Raw genomic sequence first — 21,651 nt, forward strand, 5'->3', positions numbered from 1 at the left:
ATCACACTCTTTTGTATGAATGTTGTTTAGCCATTTGGAAAAGTCATAGCCACTAAGAAATTTCCCCTCCGACTCATATGCCTCTTTATTTTTAGAAATATACAGGTTATATACATATCGACACACCCCAATAGTTTGACGGATTTTACTAACTTGTTCAGTTGTCGGTTTGATTTCTATTACATATGCTCTTTTCATAAGTCTCCATCCTCCGACATTTTCTTTTTGTATTTTCTCAACCCATATATTCTACAGCTAAATACATGAATGATAGATATTAAATCCTGAACAAGTTCTTCTTGAGGAGATAGTTTTTCATTGTTAACAATCATAATTTCCACTCCCATTTTACGAAGAAACTGATTGTCCCACCTTTACAATGTCTTAACAGAGACATTAAGCATTTCTGAAAATTCTTTCGGTTTATATTGTTTCATAATTACTTTTTACTATATATGCCTACTTTTTTCTATGTTTTTGTTTGCTGTTTCTTTCTCCTTTATTTTTTAATAATAATTACATTTCTTTTCATATCTTTATCATATTATAAGAAACCCTTGATTTTTTAACCTTATAATCGCTTCATACTCTCCCTTTACTCTAAATGCTCTATTCCTTCATTTATGCAAAAACGTAATTTTCTCTAATTAAATTTATTAGAGAAAATTACGTTTTTATTATTTGAGATTCGATAATAATTTTGCTTAGTGAGTATATTAATGTTCTATATCCTTCCCCTTACAAAAATTCTTTTGCTATATATGATTTATTTCATCTTTCAGCTTAAAGATTTCTATATTTAACAATGAGTACCCTTATTTTTCAATTTCTAAAGGGATGTTGTGACTATAAGTTTGACTAGAGCTTCTAATTTGAAATCCTTCAAAGAAATCAATAGTTAAATTATCATCAAGAAAAGCTAAAGAGGCTTTGTTTATATAAAATGATTTCCAGTTTGTTTGAATTTCTTCGAAACCTACATCTGATTTAATTAATTGTATTCTTACAACCCCATCCAATGGACGCCCGCAGCCTCCCATTTCATATTGTAGAAATCGAAAATGGTTAGGATATTTAGTCTCTAAACTTTCGAAATGTTTAATAGCAGCTTCTGTAACAGTAATATTAATTTGCATATTATTTTCCCGCCTTTTCTATTTTGGATTGAAAGTAGAATAATTTACGAATTCCCAATTATAAGATTCATAGCAAGGTGCTTCAAGTACTTCAATTACTTGAAATTGTACTAAACGTTGCGCACCAGGGAACTTTGAGAGAATATCTTTATCAATGTTCCAAATGATACTTGCTTCTCCTGTGATTTGTAATGTATCCCCAGTATTAAAATCAAAAAACAGTAACCCAACATTGGGATTTTGAACAATATTTCCTAAAGTATTGAACAACATGTTTCCTGAGTAATCTGGAAATACAATTGTATTTTCATTAATGACATGAACAAATCCTGGCATCCCACCCCTATGAGAAATGTCCATCTTTCCCTCAGAACTTGCACTTGCAATAATAAAAGTATCGGATTCACTAATCCAATTCTGTTGCTTTTTATTTAAAGTGTTACGCGGATGAAATTTCTTATTTACAATTTCTTCAACAGCTTTATATTTGAATCTTCTCGCCTGTATATATTTAGGACAATTACCGAATACTTGTTCAATTTTGATTTCAAAGCTTCCATCTGGATAAATCATCGAAACCTTACCATTTATTCGTACTCTTATTCTAGAAGCAAAATCAATTACTAAAATTCCTACTTCCTTGTGTTGTAAAATATTTAATAATAAAGGATCACCTTCATTTATTTTTGTATTGATTTTAACTATGTCGGCTTCGATAGCTTGTATGATCCCAGGGTTTCCTGCTAAAAATGAACTCCAAACTCTTCCTCTTTGATCCATAGAAGACATTACGAATGAATTCTGTCCATTGAGAAAATTCATAAATTTCTTCGGCAATGTCTGTTGAATCATTGTGCTTGCAGAGTTTGCAATCTTTTGTACACCTAGTAAATCGTGTACAGTACGCTCTCCAGAATGAAAAACTTCCATATATAATTCCTCCAATCTACTTTCCAATAGCGGACTAGCTAAAATACATTCAAATACTTAAATGAAATAAAAAACATAAAGCAAACATTGATAATATAATCTTTGCCATCAACAAGCTTTCATTACTTTTTATTCATATACATAGAAGAATGAAAGCCATTCACTTCAAGAAAATAACTTCATTTCACACTAGTCCCCTTTTGCAAAAGCATAATGGATTCAAAGGATTACCTTTAAGTTCTAACCTAAATATATACAGATATCTTTACGTTTAAAGCCACGCTTTACAAGATACTTTATATACCCCTTATCGTGAGATTTTTTGTCTATTAAAGTTACTTATCATTTCGTATTGCTATCTTGTAAAGCAACTTCAGTTTAACTCTCAGTTAACTATTAATCAATTCTATAATTTCTATAGTTAACATAGATGACATCTATTATTTTGAGTACATAAAACATTTATATTAAGGATAGATTTAATTTGTGAAATAGGAAGCACCAAAGTTTTTTAAGTTAAAAGTAGTTATTTGAGTTTGTTTCTTGATGATTTATTGAAACCTTAATCATAGATACTTTCTATGAAAACGATAGAAACGATTACATTGATAAATAATAGCTGCTTTATATAATTAAGTTAAGCTCATGAGCTAGCAAGAAAATTAGACAATATCAATTATTTATAGGAGGCAATTTATATGCAAAAAACAGTTGCAGGTATCGTAATTCCAGATAGTAAAATAGCTGTAGAGGCGCAAGAAATTCTTCGTGAATATGGTAACGATTTACTTTGGAATCATTCAAATCGTGTTTACTTATTCGGTGCCCTTCAAGGGAAAAAGGCTGATCTTAAGTATGATGAAGAGCTATTATATGTTAGCGCTCTATTCCATGATCTTGGACTTACAAAGAAATTTAGTAGTCCAGACAAACGTTTTGAAGTAGATGGTGCAAATGCTGCACGTAGTTTTCTTCAACAACATGGCATGGATAATGAGTCAATTAGACTGGTTTGGGATTCGATTGCACTTCACACAACGATTGGAATTGCTGAATATAAAGAACCCCAAGTTTCATTGATTTATTCTGGAGTAGGATACGATGTTATGGGGGATGGATATGACGAAATTTCAGAGGAAATTCGCGAGCAAGTTGTATCTGCTTTCCCTCGAGATAATTTCAAACAAAAAATCCTTCCTGCTTTCCTTGAAGGTTTCGCTCATAAACCTGAAACTACTTTTGGAAACATTAAAGCAGATGTTTGCTCGTTACTTCTTCCAGGCTTTAAACGCAAAAATTTCTGTGATTGCGTTTTACATTCACCTTGGAAAGAATAGTAATTAAATATTAGCCATAGAGATAAAAAGCTTGCCATTTTCATTCATGGCAAGCTTTTTCAAATGAAAAATATCTAATAATTCCAAAAATACAAAGGGGACAATTAGGGGGTACCATACTTACCATCAACCTAAGATTTTGAAGTATCCACAAACGAAAGCTTCATCCTTTCATAGTTGTCCATAGAAATTCAATTCATTTTTTCGTTTTGAGGAAGAACGTATTTTTCAACTTGATAGTGATGTGATACTACCCCATCTTAGAAAAATTATTAGATGACAAAATATAAAATCATACAGTAAAAGGAGCAATACTCTATGTTAAAACTTGTACATAACGAGACACAACCTACATTCTTTGAGCGATTTTTCTTTGAAAACCCTGTTCAAAATGATGTTTTTATAATTGAAGTTAATAAAAAACATTTCCTGTTCGAATACGATGCTGTGATTGATATGATCAAAAAATCAAGCACAAAACAACAAGAATACTTTAAAAGACAGCTGCAAATTTATCGCTATTTAAGCCAGGACTTAAGAACTTGTTTACAAGAAGTCGCAACAGATTACATAAGAAGAATTTTCGAAGAGAACAAAAAAATAGAGAACTAACGGGAGTTAAGTTCGGGGCTATTGAAACGAAAGAAAAATACTTTTTATAAAATAGTGAAAGACTATGGAGAAAACGAAGTGGCAACTAACTTATAACGAATTGAAGCCGAAAGTTTCTTAAAGTAGAAAATCCGGCTTCTTTTATATCGAAATTTGCTTAGCCTATATTTTCGTTAAAATGCGGGTAGTACCTCATCGCTATCGAGCTAAGCTCATACAACATCAATTATAGGAGAGGTCGTTTCTTTTTCTAAAGGCTACGTGTAAGGAATTTAAAAGACCCCTCAGGGATCAATGAATTCCTGAGGGGGTGCCTACGTGATATAACATATTTACAATTACGTTACGTTTAAAATACGTATCTTTTCCATTCACCTTATAACCATCCTATTTAAGTTTATAAGAACTATGCTTTTGAGATAAAAGTCATTACTTGTTTTATAAACTCGTAACCAAAATAACCACTAAATCCGAATAGGACTATTGCAGCAAATATAGATACCCTTTTAATAAAAGTTGGATTTAGAAAACGTCTAGTAAAATGAACAAAGCTGAGTAAGATCATATCATGCATTAAGATACCTAATAAAATACCTACAGCTATTAATATAAATGTAGATGTGCTTGCATTACCTAATGAAGAAACTAGAACCGGACCAAAGACCCCTATCCAAAATACAATATTCGCCGGTGATATAGCAATCATAAAACCAGATAAATAAGCTGATAATAAAGATTTATTAGGATCTTCTCCCTCCATGTTAACTTCTGACTTTGCTTCTTTAATACTTTCTATTCCAATAAACATTAAAAATACAAAACCTAGTAGCCACATAACTGTTTCTACCCATGGATTGGTTAATACACTAGAGAACCCTAGATAAATCAGGACTATTAAAGATAAATCTACAGTCATGCCTCCTATACCTACAAACCAACCATGTACGAAACCATTTCTCATTCCTTGTTTCGTCATTTGGACTGTCATAGCACCTGCAGGTATCGCTAAAGATAGACCTAACAAAATATATGTGAAAAGTGTTATAATCATAAAAATTCTCCTATTATAAGTATTGTAATAATTAAACCCTTTTTCTTTTTTCTGGTTTAGTAAATAGAGCACGGCGACTTTTCACATTACTTCTAGCAAGCACCAAAAACTCATAAGAAGAATAAATGCCTAAAATCCCATAAGATCCTTTACATGTTCAGCATTCTTTTTAGATGTTAATTTTTCAAGTAATAAAAACGCAACATCAAAAGCTGTGCCTGGATTTGATGATGTAATAATATTTCCATCTTGTACAATTAAATCATTTTGTACTATTGCACCGAAATCCTTTAACTGCTCTTTTCGTTTACTCGTTGGATGACTGTATGTGGTAGCTTTTTTACCTACAAGAATTCCACTTTTGCCAAGCGTTAATGATGCAACACAAATACTGGCAATAGGCTTCTGCTTGGCATAAAAATGTTGAATAACATGTAAGAATTCTCTACTGTATGCATCCCGATAAAAACCAGCTTCTTCAAACCCTCCTGGAATAGCTAGCGCATCAAACTCATCTAATTGAATATCATCAACTGTTTTTTCCGGTATGACAGTAAAATTCCAAGTACAAGTTAATTTATTCCGAAGACCAACTGTTACGACCTCGGTTGATCCATCTCCCTCCCATTTATTCCAGCCTAGTACATCTGTAAATACACTAGCTTCTACTGCTTCAAAACCGTCAGCTAATAATAATAAAATCTTTTTCATATCGTAAACCGCCTCCTTCTACCCTTATTTTATACAAGTATAGAAGGCTGATAAATAAGTTCAATAAGGATATTTGATTGTTCGGCTTTATTTTATAAAGAATTTAAGTTATTCTATTTTATAAAAAAAGGTTGGATAATTTATGGATCAAATTGATAAAAAAATCGTGGGACTATTACAGTCAAATGCAAAAATTTCAATGAAGGATTTAGCGGAAGCGGTTCACTTATCTTCCCCGTCAGTAACTGAGCGAGTACGAAAGTTAGAGGAACAACAAATTATTGAAGGTTACCATGCACATGTTTCTCTAAAAAAAATAAATCGTCCAATTTCTGCACTTATACTGTTTAAATCAACAAATTGCAAATCATTATCTAACTTTTGCTATAATCATCCAGATGTACTTGAGTGTTACAGAGTAGCAGGAGAAATTAGCTATATTGTCAAAATAGCAACACATTCTGTAGAAAGTTTAGAACAATTTATTGATGATTCAATGCAATATGGTACTCCATCAACGAATATTGTGTTATCTTCTTATGAAAAAAAGATAATTACTCCTTTTATTAGTGAAGAATAAAAATACTGGCATAATTAATTAACTATTGCTTATGCAGAAAGATAATTTTTGTATGTTATATAAAAAAATAAAGACGTTATATTTTTTAAAAAGGAGTGTAATTACAATGGGTTTTTCTAATAAATCAGTAATCATAACAGGGGCTGGAAATGGAATCGGGAGAGAAATTGCTTTACATTATGCAGAAAAAGGGGCCAATGTTATTTTAGCAGATATAGACGAAAAAGCAGGTGCAAAAACAGTTACTAAGATGAAAGAACAGGGTAAAGAAGCACTTTTCGTACAAACAGATGTAAGGCTCGAAACAGATATTGTTCGATTAATGGAAGTAGCTAATCAAACATACGGTCAGATAGACATTTTAATCAATAATGCCGGAAAAGAGTTATTCAAGTCCCCTTTCGATATTTCGTTAGAAGAATGGGACGATGTGATCAATACAAACTTAAGAAGTGTTTTCTTAGGTTCGCGTGAAGCAGCAAAGTATATGCGTCATAACAAAGAAGGTGGATCTATTGTGAATATCGCCTCTACAAGAGCGATTATGTCTGAGCCAAATTCAGAATCTTATGCTGCCACAAAAGGCGGAATCGTTGCTATTACCCATGCGCTCGCAGCCTCATTTAGCGAAGATAGGATTACAGTGAATGCTATTTCCCCAGGTTGGATTGAAACCGGAGATTATTCAAAATTAAGTAAAATTGATCATGAACAGCATCTATCAAAGCGTGTAGGAAAACCAGATGATATTGCACGAGCCTGTCTGTATTTAACAGCCAGTGAAAATGATTTTGTTACAGGTATAAACCTTGTCGTAGACGGTGGAATGACGAGGAAAATGATGTATGAGGAATAGGTGGTAAGAGGGATTTTTCAAGGTCTGTTAATAGACCTTGAAAAATCCCTACGGACCTTCCTATACAGTTGGCTCGAAAAAATAAGTCTGCTGCATAGAAAAGCATAATTTAATCAATCTCAATTACATCACAAAACTTAAATATCCTTTGATTATGAAAAGCATCGGTACAAGTAATCGCCTCATTTAATGGATTTCTATTAGCTACTGTTATGTATTTTTATAAACCTACATGAAAATATTCAGATGAATCTTTTATTAAGTCATAACCCCTCCTCAAAAAATAGTAAAAACTACAATTGTGAAATCAATATTTTCTGTTTGCACTTTATATAAATTGATATGTCTCCACCTTAATTTTTGTAATCCCCACTAATTTTTTTCTCAAATCCCCCAAAATGGATTCGAGAAATTAGGGAACTATAATGTCGTATTGAAACATATTAAGGGGGATAACAAGTGGACAAGGAAATGAATTATGGAAGTGATTACAAGTTTATTCCAGCAACTTCAATTGAAAGTGGTCATGGCCTTGAAGTATTGCCTGATTTATTTTGCTATACGATTCAAATCGTCAACATATGTTTTGTTGGGAATCCGCATACCGATGATTTTGTTTTAGTTGATGCCGGAATGCCTAAATGTGCAAATGAAATTATCTCTGTTACTGAGAAGCGATTTGGTACAAATAGCCGTCCAAAAGCAATTATTTTAACTCATGGGCATTTTGATCATGTTGGAGGAATAATTGAACTCATTAAATATTGGGATGTTCCAGTCTATGCCCATCAAATGGAGATACCGTTCTTGACTGGACAACAAAGCTATCCTGAACCAGATCCAACAGTTGAAGGTGGTATGGTCGCGAAAATGTCTCCCCTGTTCCCTAATGAACCGATTGATTTAGGAAGTACCGTAAAAGCACTACCTACCGATGGAACTGTTCCTCATATGCCAGAGTTTAGATGGATTCATACACCAGGGCATACTCCTGGGCATATTTCATTATTTCGAGAAAAAGACCGAACTTTAATTGCTGGTGATGCTTTTGTTACAGTGAAACAGGAATATCTATATAAAGTATTTACTCAGGAACAGGAAATAAGCGGACCCCCTCGTTATTTAACAACAGACTGGAAAGCCGCTAAAGAATCAGTCATTAAATTAGAACAATTAAAGCCTCTAGTCGCTATTACTGGACATGGGATACCAATGTCAGGTGAATTGCTATCAACAAGCCTCAAAACACTCGTTCAAGAATTTGATAAAATCGCTGTACCCGATTATGGAAAATATGTAGACAAAAAGATGCATTAAGCACGAAAATACTTTTTATTTTTTCATTTTAGTGAATCAAAATATAATGCAACATTCTCATTCAAAAGGTTTTAAACTTAATCTGTTAAACAACTGAATGTAGGCAATATCTATATCCTAAAAATAGAACTACTCTTTTGGAATAAAAATCGAGCTTTCGCACACACTATCTTTAATAAAGTCTGCTTCTTACCCAGGCTTTATTTTTTACCATTAAAGGGCAGGCATAGTAAATAACTGCTCTTTTTTACTTTTAACATAAATTTCAAGAACGTCTATTTTTATTTAGAAGATAATTTTCTAAATAAAAATAGACGTTCTTGTATTCTAAAACAGCGTGAGTATAACTTCTTTAATATTTTTGAAGGAAGCTATGTTTTTAGCATTTAATCAATTTGTTAATGGAAATTACCATTTAGTCTTAACTATTTGATCTTCTATAAATAAACTATAGCTTTCCTCTAAAGATAATTTCCATGTCTTCATTTTAGTATTGCATTTGTATTGCCTTTTGCACATTTTGAACATCATTTTTTAATAGTTGCTTTAAATCGTAAGCTGGATAGTAACCACGTTCGTACATAAAGTTAAAAACCTGCGCATGTAATTGTATAGCACCATTTATTTGGCGGGTTAAAACTTCTCTAAGTCGGGGTGTTGCAGTTTCGGTAATCGCGATTGCATAATTTCGAACAGATGTCTTTGCTAATCCAAGCAAATCTCCAGCGTAAAATCCAGTGTCATCACGATGCTGCTGCGATTGAAATTCAGGAGCATACGGATAAAACTGTACTAACTCTTGTAGATTGTTTTGAATTGCATTTATAGCTTTAACATATAACGATTGAAGTGCTTGATCAGGTACATTTCTAACTGACTTTTTTAATTTGATTAAGCCGTTCGCTTGGAATGCAACTAATTCATGTAAATCCAATGTTTCATGCCAAGCTAACTGATTAGGATAAGACATATATGTTCCCCCTTAAAATTCATTCATGCTACATTATGCAAAAAAATGTAAAAGGGGCCTATACTATATAAATTCATTTCAACCTAATTTATCATTACTTTTCATTTCCTATGTTAATCACTATAAAATAATCTTAATTCCTCTTCCCTACTTTTTATATCCTTAATTTTCAAAATGACTTCTTCACCTTTACAATCTATAAATTTAATCTTTTCTTCCTTAAAAACCCCCACCATAATACATCCTTTCTCGTTTCGTTATAAACCATACTAGTTAGATAATATAAATGTGAACATTGCACTTACATATTCCCCCGAATTTTATAGTTACTTACATTTATACATTATTAGATATTAACTACACTGTAGGGATTATCCATGAAATTATTTAATTTAAATAAACAGAAAAGGAGTTATTCCAACTGTATTAGTCACCTAATTAATAAGTTATATATTATGGCGGAGGAGGGATAAAAAGATGACTATACTTTATGATACAGACTCTATACAAAAAAATATTATTACCCTTCCACATTGGCAACACAAAGCTTTCTGTTCTTTTAAATTAAAAATGACAGATAAAAATAAGCTTTTCCCTTATATTTCAGCTCAACACGGCTTTACAGGGAATTATGAATTCTAAGATACGCCGTAGAAAACTAAGAAACTTAATACGGCAACGTCTAACCGCTTATGACAAAGCTCCTATTCACCCCTCTTTGAAAGATTACGGCCAAAAAGATAATACTTCAAATACAATATATATGTAGTAAATTCAGTTAAAATCAGAATAAGAATAATTGAAGATCCGCCTATTTTAATCCCTATACTGGATCCTAAAAAGAAGCCTATTCCTATCGTACAACGGATTCCAATAAGTGATAGTTTCCATTATTTTGCATTTGTAACTCTTAAATAATATGAACGCTACTAGGCTTATTTACTAAAAAACGTATGAGAAAGGAGAGACGGCATGCCTCTCCTCTATATCCATTTTGTATATAAATTAACGAGTAACTCCACCGCCAAGTTGTTGCTCAGCTAATGATACGAGACGTTTTGTAATTTCGCCACCAACAGATCCGTTCGCACGAGCTGTTGCGTCTGCACCAAGTTGTACTCCAAATTCTTGAGCAATTTCATATTTCATTTGATCAAGAGCTTGTTCAGCGCCACGTACTAATAATTGATTGCTGCTTCCACTGTTATTGTTTGACATATTAATTCACCTCCTTCTTTCTTTAATATGTTAAATTACATGCTAAAATATATAGCTAATTAACTGGTAATTACGACCACGAATTCGAAGGTATAATTGTTGCCATTTAAGTCCAAAATAATAGTGTATAGGAGAACGAAATACAATATACGTGCCATGGGATATTATAAATATGCCTCCATCAAAAAATGAAACGGGTTACGCTATATAAAAGCATAACCCGTTTTTAATGAAATATTTTATTTCATATACATTTAAACAATGGAGGAAAATGATGAAACATATTGTTGCTTTATTAATTAAATACACAGCGATAACTGCAGTATTACTTATCGTACTCGGTATCTTTCAAGGCATTTCAATTCCTAGAGTATTACTCATTTCTCTTTTCCTAACAGGAGCTGCCTATTTAATCGGCGATCTCTTCATTTTGCCTAAATACGGAAATATGATTGCTACAATGGCAGATTTCGGCTTAACCTTCTTCGGAATTTGGCTTTTAACATCCTTATTTACTAATTTAGATGCTACTCATAATATTGGGCTGTCTTCATTTATAGCCACATTAATTATTGGCGGAATAGAGGTTTTCTTCCACATTTATATGAAGAGATTAGTACTGCGTAACGATAATGAATTAATAAATCACAATCATATTCATCATGATAAATATGCTATGGAAATGTCAGATGAATATATAGACTCTTCCACATTAAATAAATCCAAAGTTGAGGATACATCTAAAAAATAAAAAAGTGGCCAATGCCACTTTTTTATTTTTGTTTATTAAGCTTGATCAGAATTTCTTACATGTAACGGAGGTGGAACTACCCATCCTTTTTTCTTACTTAAACGCAGCAAAGTTACACCTGCTTGCGCTTTTTTCATATGAAATTGTCCGAATAGCATCCCTACATCTTCTCGAAGACATTTTCCCATCACTTGACTACATGTCACAAGTCCAGCTGCTAATCCTGTAGCAACAGCTGCTGCTATTTCAACATCATTAATACGTGCCCCTGGGGGAATGTCTTCGATAGATGCAACTGGTCGTTCTGGAGGAGCAGGCGGTAAAGCTACGCCATTAACCTTTAAAAGAGTTTTTAACTCTTCTATTTCCGAATTCATATCATTTTCAATTAAGCTTTCTAAAAACTTCTTCAAATCCTCGTCACCTGTGTGATTCATAAACACTTGATGGCTTGCGATTGCACCTTGTGCAGCTAAAAGATAACTCCAAATATCAAATACTTCTCCGTAATGTAACGGTTCATTTTGAGGATTTCCACTTAAAATACCCATTTTTAAATTCCTCCCTTTCGAAAATATCATAATAAATATTGATTTCAATATTGAAATCAAATTTTTAAGTATGCTTTTTCCTGCAAAAGATTTTCTACTATGCATGGAAAACACCTTTCCAACACTGCGTGTTTATTGTTTAGGAAAGTAGTTTACAAATAAAATACTCAAAGATTATGAAAGAAGATTATCAATAATCTTTGAGTGAGAATCCATTTACTATAAGGGTTTTTATTTTTATACATATACAAAAGAAATTGATTTACATATTTGCTATATTGTATGCCAATTTACTTAGCGGTTAGCTCTACCACCAAGTTGTTGTTCAGCCATTGCTACTAAACGTTTTGTAATTTCACCACCAACAGATCCGTTTGAACGAGCTGTTGTATCTGCACCAAGTTGTACACCAAACTCTTGTGCAATTTCATATTTCATTTGATCAAGAGCCTGTTCAGCGCCTCGAACTAACAATTCATTACGATTTCCACTATTATTGTTTGTCATATCGTTTCACCTCCAATGTTTTTAATATGCTACGAATCACGAAATAATAATTATCCTTTTTATGGGAATTAGATTATGAATAAATATCGAGTTTCTTCTTAAAATAGGGAAAAAGATATAAGGAAGAAGAGTTGCCATAACGTACTTTCATAACAAGATTATGTATCGATTTCTATTTTGCCAAGAGATACATATAAATTATGAAAAATGATTCCTAAGGAGATATGAGATGAAAGCTGTAACCTATCAAGGGCCAAACCAAGTACAAGTTAAACAGGTGGATGATGCAAAGTTAGAGAAAAAAGATGATATTATTGTAAAAATTACTTCAACCGCTATTTGCGGTTCTGATTTACATTTGTATCAAGGAAACATGCCGTTACCTCCAGGGTACATTATTGGTCATGAGCCAATGGGCATTGTTGAAGAAGTTGGTCCAGATGTTACGAAAGTAAAAAAAGGAGATCGCGTTGTTATTCCCTTTAACGTTGCTTGTGGACATTGTTTTTATTGCCAACATGAAATGGAAAGCCAATGTGATAACTCCAATCCTCATTATGATTCTGGTGGATACTTTGGTTATACAGAGAAATTTGGTAACCATCCAGGTGGACAAGCAGAATATTTAAAAGTTCCTTTTGGAAATTTCACTCCATTTGTTATACCAGAATCATGCGAACTTGAAGATGAATCGCTACTGTTTTTATCCGATGTTTTGCCAACAGCCTATTGGAGTGTAATAAACGCAGGTGTTAAGCCAGGTGATACTGTTATCGTCCTAGGTTGTGGACCTGTTGGATTAATGACACAAAAATTCGCTTGGATGCAAGGAGCTAAGCGCGTAATCGCAGTCGATTACTTAGATTATCGGATACATTATGCAAAAAAGATTAACAATGTTGAGGTATTTGAGTTTACAAAATTTCCTGATATGGGAGAACATTTAAAGGAAATCACACATGGCGGTGCCGATGTAGTCATTGATTGCGTGGGCATGGATGGGAAAAAATCACCACTAGAATTTCTAGAACAAAAATTGAAGTTACAAGGTGGTACTCTCGGTCCTATTCAAATTGCTACGAAAGCTGTAAGAAAATACGGAACGGTTCAAATGACTGGGGTTTATGGTGGCAATTATAATGCATTCCCGCTTGGAGCATTTTGGGTTAGAAATATTAATCTTAAAATGGGACAAGCACCTGTTATTCATTTTATGCCAGAACTATTTGAAAAAATAACAAACAAAGAATTCGATCCAAAAGAGATTATTACACACAAAATCCCCCTTGAAGAAGCGAGTTATGGTTATCAAATTTTTAATAATCGTGAAGATGATTGTATAAAAGTCATTTTGAAACCTTGAAGATACAATTTATTATTCTTTATGAAAAGATAAGATTACACTCCGTAATCTTATCTTTTTTATTAAATTGTAAGTAGCTATTACCCCCATTTTCATCTCATATCAAAAATAGTTACTTCCAAAAAACTTTGCATTTTAAGGAAGCAATCAATTGGTAAAAAATTCATTAAAGTATTAAGTAACAAATGTCAAACGAGCATAGTCCTGGATTAAAAGATATAGATCTTTAAGATCACTATGGCCAACTATTTATTCATGGTTGGCCATAAACCTTTATATAGATTCAATTCACACCTTACTCCACCCCAATTACATCACAAAACTTAAACATTCTTTGGTTATGAAAAGCATCGGTACAAGTAATCGTCTTATTTAATGGATTTATATCAAATAGCTTTCTTCTTATGAAATTAAGAACAGATAACTTTTCCCCTCTCTTTTCCAATGTAAGTTTTATAAATATATATTTTTTCAAACTAAAATAGTTCATTTTAGCGATTAGATAATATTTAATATCAATAAACAAACAATGCTTTTATCAGTATTTCCGAAAAATCAGTACATGTTTTCCCTCATTTCTTTGATAAGAAGGTCTATTAAAGACCCTCTATTTATCCATCTTAACTATATAAAAAAAGCCTCAAAAAACTTTATTTTTTGAGGCTTTGATAATTATTTAGTATAAGGGGTAGCACCACATCACCATCAAGCTAAGAAATTCATTGTTCCCCAAAAAGAAAAAGATGAGCTGAAGGCCCTTAAATAGCTATTTAGAGATAAGGCGATGTTTTAGGAATCTTTAAAAGATTAACTTGAATAGCATATGTACTACCGACAAAACGTTGATATTGTGTATTATCAAGATCTAAAGTATAAATATCCTTACGAAGTATAGAAAAGTATATATTAGACATGAACTATATGTACTTTCCTTTTATCAAATTAAAGAACTTGATAGATTAATGATAAGAAGCATAATCAATCTACTCTCTAATAATAATTGTATAGTTTATATATATTAAGGTGATTTTTTACTTTTATTAGATAACTTATACTTAATAGTTTTAAAAAGGTTACACATCACTTGTATATTAAAACCATTTATCTTATTCGATATTTGATGTTCACAATTGTACTCTATTTTTAGGTTTGTGTATTTAAACTCTGTTTAGACAAGAGAATTTTCTAATCTTCTTGACGAGGAGACAGGAGCATATTTTGTAATGCTTTTCCAAATAAATTTAAGGGCATATGTTCTTCGCTAATATAATAACATAGGGCCATACCATTCTCTAATGAAAGAATAGTCCATGCCATTTCGTTAGCAGATAGAGCAGATTCATTCTCATTCTCTTTTGACATCAATTTCTCAATAGCATTGGAAATTTGTTCTACCGATTTGGTTATCATATTTGACCATTTATGGCGTACCGATTCTTCACGCATCGCATAAAGAAGAAACTCCATGTTAAGCATGCTCCATGTTCGATTTTTTTGTCTACTTGAAAGAGAATATTCATCCAAAATTCCGATGAATTGTGATAATGAATGCTGTTGGTCTATTATTTGATGGATGTTATTCACGTGTAAACGCATTTGTTTTTCCAATATGGCTAGAAAGAGCTCTTCTTTGGAATTAAAATGAGCATAAACGGCTCCCTTACTAAACCCGGCATACTCTGCAATTTTATCAACAGAAGCTCCGTGAAAGCCTAATTGAGCAAAGACCTCAACAGCTGATTCTAAAAGTAATTGCCGTGTTTCCTTTTTTCTTTCTTCTTGAGTTAATCTTCGTTTGATCATTTCTCCTCCTCCGTATCTTGACAATTATATCATATAGAACTAATATACCATATAGTATATAAATTCCGTTTGGTATTTAAATTACGGAAGGAATCTATGTATTAAATAATCAGCAATAATGTCATTTTAGATTAGATTATGAAAATTATAGATAATCTAGTAAAAGGAGAGACGAGAAATAATGCAAAAGATAGATTCCCTTAAAACACCAAAACAGACTCCAGCAAAAATTTTAGCGCAAACAGTTAAAACCGGGATTATTAAATCAAACCTGATTCCAATGTTTGCTGGATTAACATTGGCATTATATACATATCAGATTAGCTTGTTTGAGAAACTTCCAGAAATAGTATTTGCTTTGATTGGCTCTATTTTAGTAATGGGTGCAGCAGGAGCTTTTAATAACTTGTATGATCGTGATATTGATTCTATTATGGAGAGAACAAAAAATAGACCCACAGTGACAGGAGAAATAAAACCAAAAGCTGTATTATGGCTAGGTATTTTAATGACCATCTTGGGATTGTTTTCTCTTGCATTAACAACTCTGCTAGCAGCATTCTTAGGGTTTTTAGGCTTATTTTTTTATATTGTCCCATATACAATGTGGAGTAAAAGAAGAACAATTTATAATACGGAGGTTGGAAGTATTTCAGGAGCAATGCCCCCTCTTATTGGATGGGCTGCTATTTATCCAGACATTACACATCCTGCTATTCTTGGTCTTTTTGTGATTACAGTCATTTGGCAAATGCCTCATTTCTATGCTATAGCTATTCGCAAACACGATGAGTATAAGGCAGCTAAAGTTCCTATGCTTCCAGTAGTCAAAGGTGTTAAAAGAACATATTTGCAAACTAATATTTATTTAATCATTTTAATTGCAATGAGTTTCCTATTTAGCTCTTTAAGCCTCGGTCTTACGTTAGTAGCACTTCTTTTAAGCATTTTATGGCTCGTCTTAAGTATTTTCGGCTATAAAAAAATGGATTCAGAGAAATGGGCAAAATCAATGTTTGTTTATTCACTTCTTCATATGACTATCTTGTTTTCGACTGTAATTATATATTCTCTTATGGGCATTTTTTTTGATTTATAAAAATTATAATTTTGTAGTCATAACACGAAAAAATACTATTCTTTCAATAGAGTATAGGAAAGGATGGTGTTTTTGAAAAGAAGACATCGATTAAGATGTCTTCTTTTACTTGTAGACTTGGTGTTAAGAAAGTTCGATGTTTTCTTTTTTTTATTATAGTGAAATTGAAATATAATAAATCAAACTGAGGTAGCACACATAGAATCTTCATCCTGGTTTATTATAAAATTCTTAAGTTGATGGGTATGGGCTAAATCCCATAAACTTTCATTGGTAGATAAGTCAAGGACTGTCCCGTAGCAGAAGCAGTTAAGTTTTTTTCTAATTCAAACCCTTCAACTGGTTCGATACAAGAAAACTTTTGTAAGAATACCTCTAATACAATTTTCATTTCTAATCGTGCAAGAGGTGCACCTAAACAAAAATGTGGACCACTTCCGAAAGTTAGGTGCTTTTTATTATTTGAGCGATGAATGTCTATAGAAAAAGGATCGCTATACATATTTTCATCCATATTGGATGCACTCATCCAAGCAATGACTACGTCACCTTTTTTTAACTCAATCCCTAATAGATTATTATCTTTTTTGACCGTACGATCTCTTTTTGAAATATGAAAGCGATATCGAAGCATTTCTTCAACGGCTTTAGGGACTAGACCTATATCCTTTCTTAGTGTTTCATATAATGACTTGTCATCATAAAGCAATGAATAGAATGTATTGGCTATTGCGTGACTAGTTGTTTCAATACCTGCCCCTAAAAGTAACATAGTTGTTTGTACAATCTCATTATCCGTAAGTTTTTCCCCATCCACTTCAGCTCGAATCAAATCAGAGATAATATCATCACAAAGGTTCGAACGTTTTTGAACTACAATAGGATACAGATATTCAAAATATTCTTTCGCTGCCTTTTGTTTTTGTTGTTCAAGGTCTTCTAACCTTTCTTTGTCGTATGGTTGGAACAAAATATCAATCCAATCTTTAAACTGACCTTGACCTTGTGCAGGTACGCCAAATAAATCGCCTATTACTAGAGCAGGTAAAGGGGATGCCAAAGCGTCCACGATATTAATCGTAGAATTTCCTTGTATGTTTTCTACAAGCTCCGTTGCAATTTGTTGAATACGGGGTTCCCACTCTTTTAAACTGCGGGGAGTGAAAGCTGTTGCCAATAAGGACCGTACTTTTCGATGGTCAGGAGGATCAAGGAACGTAATCATTGTTATAGGTGAAGTGTTTTTTTGATTTTTATTATCACCGACAAAAATACCGCTTCTAGGCCCTTGACTTGAAAAGAATTCATAATTGGTTAACACTTGCTTAACATCTTCATACTTAAACGCATTCCATGTATTTGTTTCCTCGTGAAAATAAACAGAATGATTGTGAAGCATTTCTTTATACCACTTTAAAGGGAAAAATTCTTCAGTACGCGTCTGGAAATTAGGGACTTCTTGAATTGCAATTACCTCTTTTTTCACTGATATTCCTCCTTAAAAATACAAATTTTATAACTCAATCTATAAATAGTCATATTTGGAGTACATCTCATTCCTAGCCAGCATAAGATAGAAACGATTTACTCCAAATATGATGACTAACAGTTGGTATAAATTTCTTCTTTTTGATTCGGGAATTCAAATGGTTTTAATTTATTTTTAATTTCTCTGTAGTTACCATCTCTGCGGGAACGTTAGATTCTAATTCGGAAGCCTGTTTAACTTTCTTTATAAAGAAGGAAAGTATTAATCCGATGATACCAATTCCAATGATGACAAGGTAAGCGTCATTAATCCCCTGTATAGAGGCTTCTGTAACAAGCTCTTTTTGATTCAATCCTTTAGCTGTTGCGGTAGGAACCATATCCTGCAGATGTGATTTCGTACGGCTCGTCATAACTGTCACGAGAAGCGAAGTACCGACAGCACCGGCAACTTGACGAATCGTATTGCTTATTGCTGTTCCATGTGCATTTAACCGTTGTGGCAATTGATTTAGACCTGCAGTCTGAATCGGCATCATCATCAAGGCCATACCAACGCGACGTCCTGTTGACATGAGAATCAAATAGATATAACTAGTGGAATCTGTCAAGTTGATAAAGCCCATTGTTGTAATAATGGTAATTGTCATTCCAATAATAGCTAACCATTTCGCACCAAAGCGATCGAATAGCTTACCGGTAACTGGCATAAGGAATCCCATAACCAGCGCACCAGGAAGAAGCAGAAGACCAGACTCAATGGCTGTGAAACCACGCATATTTTGGAGATATAACGGAAGTAACATCATATCTGCATACATAACCATAGTAATTGCGATATTAATGATTGTTGTTAAAGAAAACATATTGTATTTAAATACACGTAAGTCAAGCAATGGATTTTGTGATCTTAATTCCTTCCATGAAAAGAGTACAAGGGCTAAGATACCTATAGTAATCGTACCTATTACCTCTATATCTGACCAGCCAAGACTTCCAGCCTGGCTGAAACCGTAAATTAATGAACCGAAACCAATGGTCGAAAGAATGACGCTTAGGATATTAAATTTTGTCTTGATTCGGTCGGATACATTTCGGAGATAAATGAACCCCAGCACAATAACAAGGATAGTAAATGGAATCATTCCGTAAAACATCGTCTCCCATTTATAGTTATCAATCATGTATCCGGCAATTGTAGGACCAATTGCTGGTGCAAAAATGACGGCAAGTCCCACCATTCCCATAGCTGCTCCCCTCTTTTCGCGAGGGAAGATGGTCAAAATAACATGCGTAAGCAATGGCATAATAATTCCTGCACCGGCTGCTTGAATCATACGTCCGGTTAACAAGACAGGAAATCCTGTTGCTAAAGCTGAAACAATGGTTCCAGCTAGAAATATAAGCATGGAAGTTTGAAAAAGTTCACGTGTGGTAAACCGTTGCATTAAATATGCGGTAATAGGGATTAAGACGCCGTTTACTAGCATATAACCAGTTGTTAACCACTGGGCTGTTGTAGCTGAAATCTTAAATTCAACCATAAGTTCAGGAGTAGCGACACTCATGAGTGTTTGGTTTAATGTTGCAAGAAAAGCACCTAAAATCATAATGAACATAATAGGTCCTTTTTTTATCGAATTGGGGACTGTTTTAGTCTGATTATGCAATTCTTTCATATCCTTTCTAATTTTAACGTAGACTTTTTTTACAAAGTGTTGAATAATTTACACTATATAAATTACATTATTATAGATTATTATGACAACAGACAATTTTTTAATAACTGTCTATTAGTTATCACTTCTTATGCTTTCTGTTAATAAAGTTTAAGATAATAGACAGAACTTATAATATTGTAAATTTCTAATTAATAGGAAAGGTGATTAGATATGACAAACCATCCAAAGTCCCGTGTAGACCCTCGAATCATCCGTACACGCCAGTTAATCAAATCGGCTTTAATAGATCTTCTACAAGAGATGGAAATTAGCAAAATAACAGTTAATAAAATTGCAGAACGTGCGACCATTAATCGTGTTACGTTCTATCTCCATTATCGTGATATTCATGACATGTTGGAGAAAATGGCACAGGAAATGGTCGAGGATATTGAGAAGATAATGATAAGTACGGAAAACCTCTCAGATTCCTCTGAGGATATAGAATGGTTAAAACTCGTAGACCTACTTGAGTACATTGCTGACAATGCTAAATTCTATAAAGTAGTTCTTGGTTCTAGGCGAACACCGATTTTTACAGAACGCTTGTTAAATACACTTTCAGACAAAATAACAGAGAGAACAGAAAATCACCCCTTTCTCGTTACTAAAGACATGCCAAAAGATATTGTTATTTGGTACGGTTCTTCAGCTTTAATTGGCACAATTGTGAAGTGGTTACATAGGGACATGCCGTATACACCACAATTTCTTGCCAAGAAGTTGTATATACTTTTTAAGTCGAGTAATAAAGAAGTTTGAGTTGGTGTGGATTTAAAATCACTTACAGAAATCTGAAAGGTACAATTGCCTGGATCTATCGAGCGAAAAGTTCATTTATGCCATATAAAGTTACATTAAATTCGTGGCGTTTGATCCCCACAAGATTAGCCAGTAATCATACTCAAAAACAAGAGGAAAATACCAAAAAACACTAATCTTACATAAGATTAGTGTTTTTTAGTTGATGACCTTTTTTAAATTTAGTTTCTCATAGTTAAATTCCTTTCCACAAATCGAGATTACTGTGTTATCAGCCCTCACGGTTTCAACTCGATTTTTTTCTGTTAAGTAATTTACCTAAGTCATAACTCTTCTAGTGTTAGGATGCTTGCTCTTTTTCACCCATGAAAATTTTTAAAAATATACTTTAGCTATTTACTTTTTAAAGAGGAAGCATATCTTTGCCGCAAACAAAAAGAACCATAACCTTGCCAAAATGGCAAAGTTATGGTTCAAATGTGGATTCCAGTCACACTTTACTCCACTTCCATTACATCACAAAACTTTAATATCCTTTGATTACGAAAAGCATCCGTACAAGTAATCGTCTTATTTAATGGATTTATATCAGCTACTGTTATGTAATTTTTATATAGACAGCCATTTTTATAATATGTAAGTAAAACCTCTTCTTCACCTAAATATGAAATTAACAGCTTATTTTCAATCCTTTCTTTGGCATCTTGCGTTAAGATTGGACGCGAGATTTTTGTTTGCTCCTGTATCATTTCTTTAATACAGACGAACTGCTCTGGCATACTAGCCATTCGTTATCAAGACCTAAATTGTAAAAAATCATAAAAAACAAAGGATTTTACGTATTATATATGACTAATATGTAAAACAATTTTACTTCTTATTCAACAA

At 33.0% G+C, this 21,651-nt stretch carries 23 protein-coding genes and 3 pseudogenes; 11 read left to right on the forward strand and 15 right to left on the reverse strand.

Annotated features, from left to right (window positions below):
* The 4 genes and pseudogenes from FOT98_RS19600 to FOT98_RS19615 form a co-directional block, all read right to left on the reverse strand.
* Nucleotides 1–198: helix-turn-helix domain-containing protein (locus FOT98_RS19600; RefSeq protein WP_186292130.1), on the reverse strand; the 198-nt coding region annotated here is incomplete at its 3' end.
* Nucleotides 195–350, reverse strand: a pseudogene (locus FOT98_RS19605) (IS607 family transposase); the annotation flags it as partial. The gene FOT98_RS19600 and the pseudogene FOT98_RS19605, both read right to left, overlap by 4 nt.
* A 465-nt stretch (nt 351–815) precedes the next feature.
* Entirely contained in the window at nt 816–1,136 is a 321-nt protein-coding gene (locus tag FOT98_RS19610; protein WP_001166648.1) for an iron-sulfur cluster biosynthesis family protein, read from the reverse strand.
* Between the two features lie 18 nt (nt 1,137–1,154).
* Nucleotides 1,155–2,066, reverse strand: coding sequence for a pyridoxamine 5'-phosphate oxidase family protein (locus tag FOT98_RS19615; protein ID WP_063263331.1), 912 nt, complete (start codon nt 2,064–2,066; stop codon nt 1,155–1,157).
* A gap of 698 nt (nt 2,067–2,764) precedes the next feature.
* Here FOT98_RS19615 and FOT98_RS19620 point away from each other — a divergent pair.
* Both FOT98_RS19620 and FOT98_RS19625 read left to right on the forward strand, forming a co-directional pair.
* Nucleotides 2,765–3,403 (forward strand): HD domain-containing protein, encoded by a 639-nt coding sequence (locus tag FOT98_RS19620; protein WP_001174222.1) that lies wholly within the window; start codon nt 2,765–2,767, stop codon nt 3,401–3,403.
* Between the two features lie 318 nt (nt 3,404–3,721).
* Entirely contained in the window at nt 3,722–4,015 is a 294-nt protein-coding gene (locus FOT98_RS19625) for a hypothetical protein (RefSeq protein WP_063263332.1), read from the forward strand.
* A 406-nt stretch (nt 4,016–4,421) separates the two neighbouring features.
* On the opposite strand, the gene FOT98_RS19630 is transcribed toward FOT98_RS19625, so the two are convergent.
* Complete coding sequence (locus FOT98_RS19630; RefSeq protein ID WP_000587495.1) at nt 4,422–5,066, reverse strand: LysE family translocator; 645 nt, start codon at nt 5,064–5,066, stop codon at nt 4,422–4,424.
* A 129-nt stretch (nt 5,067–5,195) separates the two neighbouring features.
* A complete protein-coding gene (locus FOT98_RS19635; RefSeq protein ID WP_063263333.1) occupies nt 5,196–5,777 on the reverse strand; it encodes a DJ-1/PfpI family protein in 582 nt (193 codons plus the stop codon).
* Nucleotides 5,778–5,919: 142 nt separating this feature from the next.
* Here FOT98_RS19635 and FOT98_RS19640 point away from each other — a divergent pair, with 142 nt between their 5' ends.
* From FOT98_RS19640 to FOT98_RS19650, 3 genes are all read left to right on the forward strand, one after another.
* Nucleotides 5,920–6,357, forward strand: a complete 438-nt coding sequence (locus FOT98_RS19640; RefSeq protein ID WP_000372089.1) for an Lrp/AsnC family transcriptional regulator — start codon at nt 5,920–5,922, stop codon at nt 6,355–6,357.
* A gap of 106 nt (nt 6,358–6,463) precedes the next feature.
* Nucleotides 6,464–7,213 (forward strand): glucose 1-dehydrogenase, encoded by a 750-nt coding sequence (locus FOT98_RS19645; protein ID WP_063263334.1) that lies wholly within the window; start codon nt 6,464–6,466, stop codon nt 7,211–7,213.
* A 459-nt stretch (nt 7,214–7,672) separates the two neighbouring features.
* Nucleotides 7,673–8,530: an MBL fold metallo-hydrolase gene (locus FOT98_RS19650; protein WP_063263335.1), complete on the forward strand. Its 858-nt coding sequence runs from the start codon at nt 7,673–7,675 to the stop codon at nt 8,528–8,530.
* Nucleotides 8,531–9,017: 487 nt separating this feature from the next.
* Here FOT98_RS19650 and cotF read toward each other — a convergent pair whose 3' ends face one another.
* Nucleotides 9,018–9,500, reverse strand: a complete 483-nt coding sequence (gene cotF, locus FOT98_RS19655) for a spore coat protein CotF (RefSeq protein WP_063263336.1) — start codon at nt 9,498–9,500, stop codon at nt 9,018–9,020.
* Between the two features lie 477 nt (nt 9,501–9,977).
* Between cotF and FOT98_RS32995 the strand changes: the two are divergent.
* Together FOT98_RS32995 and FOT98_RS33000 are read left to right on the forward strand one after the other, a co-directional pair.
* A pseudogene (locus FOT98_RS32995) lies at nt 9,978–10,133 on the forward strand (YqcI/YcgG family protein); the annotation flags it as partial.
* Entirely contained in the window at nt 10,132–10,269 is a 138-nt protein-coding gene (locus tag FOT98_RS33000) for a YqcI/YcgG family protein (RefSeq protein WP_235608041.1), read from the forward strand. The pseudogene FOT98_RS32995 and the gene FOT98_RS33000, both read left to right, overlap by 2 nt.
* Nucleotides 10,270–10,505: 236 nt before the next feature.
* Here FOT98_RS33000 and FOT98_RS19670 read toward each other — a convergent pair whose 3' ends face one another.
* Nucleotides 10,506–10,718 (reverse strand): alpha/beta-type small acid-soluble spore protein, encoded by a 213-nt coding sequence (locus FOT98_RS19670; protein ID WP_000069660.1) that lies wholly within the window; start codon nt 10,716–10,718, stop codon nt 10,506–10,508.
* 274 nt (nt 10,719–10,992) lie between these two features.
* Here FOT98_RS19670 and FOT98_RS19675 point away from each other — a divergent pair, with 274 nt between their 5' ends.
* On the forward strand, nt 10,993–11,469 hold the full coding sequence (locus FOT98_RS19675; protein WP_063263337.1) for a YndM family protein: 477 nt from the start codon (nt 10,993–10,995) through the stop codon (nt 11,467–11,469).
* 35 nt (nt 11,470–11,504) lie between these two features.
* Here the strand turns inward: FOT98_RS19675 and FOT98_RS19680 are convergent, their stop codons facing one another.
* A complete protein-coding gene (locus FOT98_RS19680; RefSeq protein ID WP_063263338.1) occupies nt 11,505–12,020 on the reverse strand; it encodes a DUF3231 family protein in 516 nt (171 codons plus the stop codon).
* 294 nt (nt 12,021–12,314) lie between these two features.
* Nucleotides 12,315–12,527, reverse strand: coding sequence for a small acid-soluble spore protein, SasP family (sasP, locus tag FOT98_RS19685; protein WP_063263339.1), 213 nt, complete (start codon nt 12,525–12,527; stop codon nt 12,315–12,317).
* A 229-nt stretch (nt 12,528–12,756) separates the two neighbouring features.
* On the opposite strand from sasP, the gene FOT98_RS19690 reads away from it, so the two are divergent.
* Nucleotides 12,757–13,890 carry a zinc-dependent alcohol dehydrogenase gene (locus FOT98_RS19690; protein WP_063263340.1) on the forward strand — a complete coding sequence of 378 codons (1,134 nt, stop codon included), beginning with the start codon at nt 12,757–12,759 and terminating at the stop codon, nt 13,888–13,890.
* Nucleotides 13,891–14,185: 295 nt separating this feature from the next.
* Here the strand turns inward: FOT98_RS19690 and FOT98_RS33010 are convergent.
* Together FOT98_RS33010 and FOT98_RS19700 are read right to left on the reverse strand one after the other, a co-directional pair.
* A pseudogene (locus tag FOT98_RS33010) lies at nt 14,186–14,281 on the reverse strand (YolD-like family protein); the annotation flags it as partial.
* Nucleotides 14,282–15,075: 794 nt separating this feature from the next.
* Nucleotides 15,076–15,693, reverse strand: coding sequence for a TetR/AcrR family transcriptional regulator (locus FOT98_RS19700; protein WP_063263341.1), 618 nt, complete (start codon nt 15,691–15,693; stop codon nt 15,076–15,078).
* 181 nt (nt 15,694–15,874) lie between these two features.
* Between FOT98_RS19700 and cyoE the strand changes: the two genes are divergently transcribed.
* A complete protein-coding gene (cyoE, locus tag FOT98_RS19705) occupies nt 15,875–16,792 on the forward strand; it encodes a heme o synthase (RefSeq protein ID WP_063263342.1) in 918 nt (305 codons plus the stop codon).
* Nucleotides 16,793–17,042: 250 nt separating this feature from the next.
* Here the strand turns inward: cyoE and FOT98_RS19710 are convergent, their stop codons facing one another.
* Nucleotides 17,043–18,278: a cytochrome P450 gene (locus FOT98_RS19710; RefSeq protein WP_063263343.1), complete on the reverse strand. Its 1,236-nt coding sequence runs from the start codon at nt 18,276–18,278 to the stop codon at nt 17,043–17,045.
* A gap of 166 nt (nt 18,279–18,444) precedes the next feature.
* Complete coding sequence (locus tag FOT98_RS19715; RefSeq protein ID WP_063263344.1) at nt 18,445–19,959, reverse strand: DHA2 family efflux MFS transporter permease subunit; 1,515 nt, start codon at nt 19,957–19,959, stop codon at nt 18,445–18,447.
* 213 nt (nt 19,960–20,172) lie between these two features.
* Here FOT98_RS19715 and FOT98_RS19720 point away from each other — a divergent pair, with 213 nt between their 5' ends.
* Nucleotides 20,173–20,763: a TetR/AcrR family transcriptional regulator gene (locus FOT98_RS19720; protein WP_063263345.1), complete on the forward strand. Its 591-nt coding sequence runs from the start codon at nt 20,173–20,175 to the stop codon at nt 20,761–20,763.
* A gap of 497 nt (nt 20,764–21,260) precedes the next feature.
* Here the strand turns inward: FOT98_RS19720 and FOT98_RS19725 are convergent, their stop codons facing one another.
* Nucleotides 21,261–21,542, reverse strand: a complete 282-nt coding sequence (locus FOT98_RS19725; RefSeq protein WP_088030121.1) for a YolD-like family protein — start codon at nt 21,540–21,542, stop codon at nt 21,261–21,263.
* Nucleotides 21,543–21,651 lie beyond the last annotated feature (109 nt).

This window comes from Bacillus sp. HY001, from assembly GCF_007558965.1.
Taxonomy (GTDB): domain Bacteria; phylum Bacillota; class Bacilli; order Bacillales; family Bacillaceae_G; genus Bacillus_A; species Bacillus_A mobilis.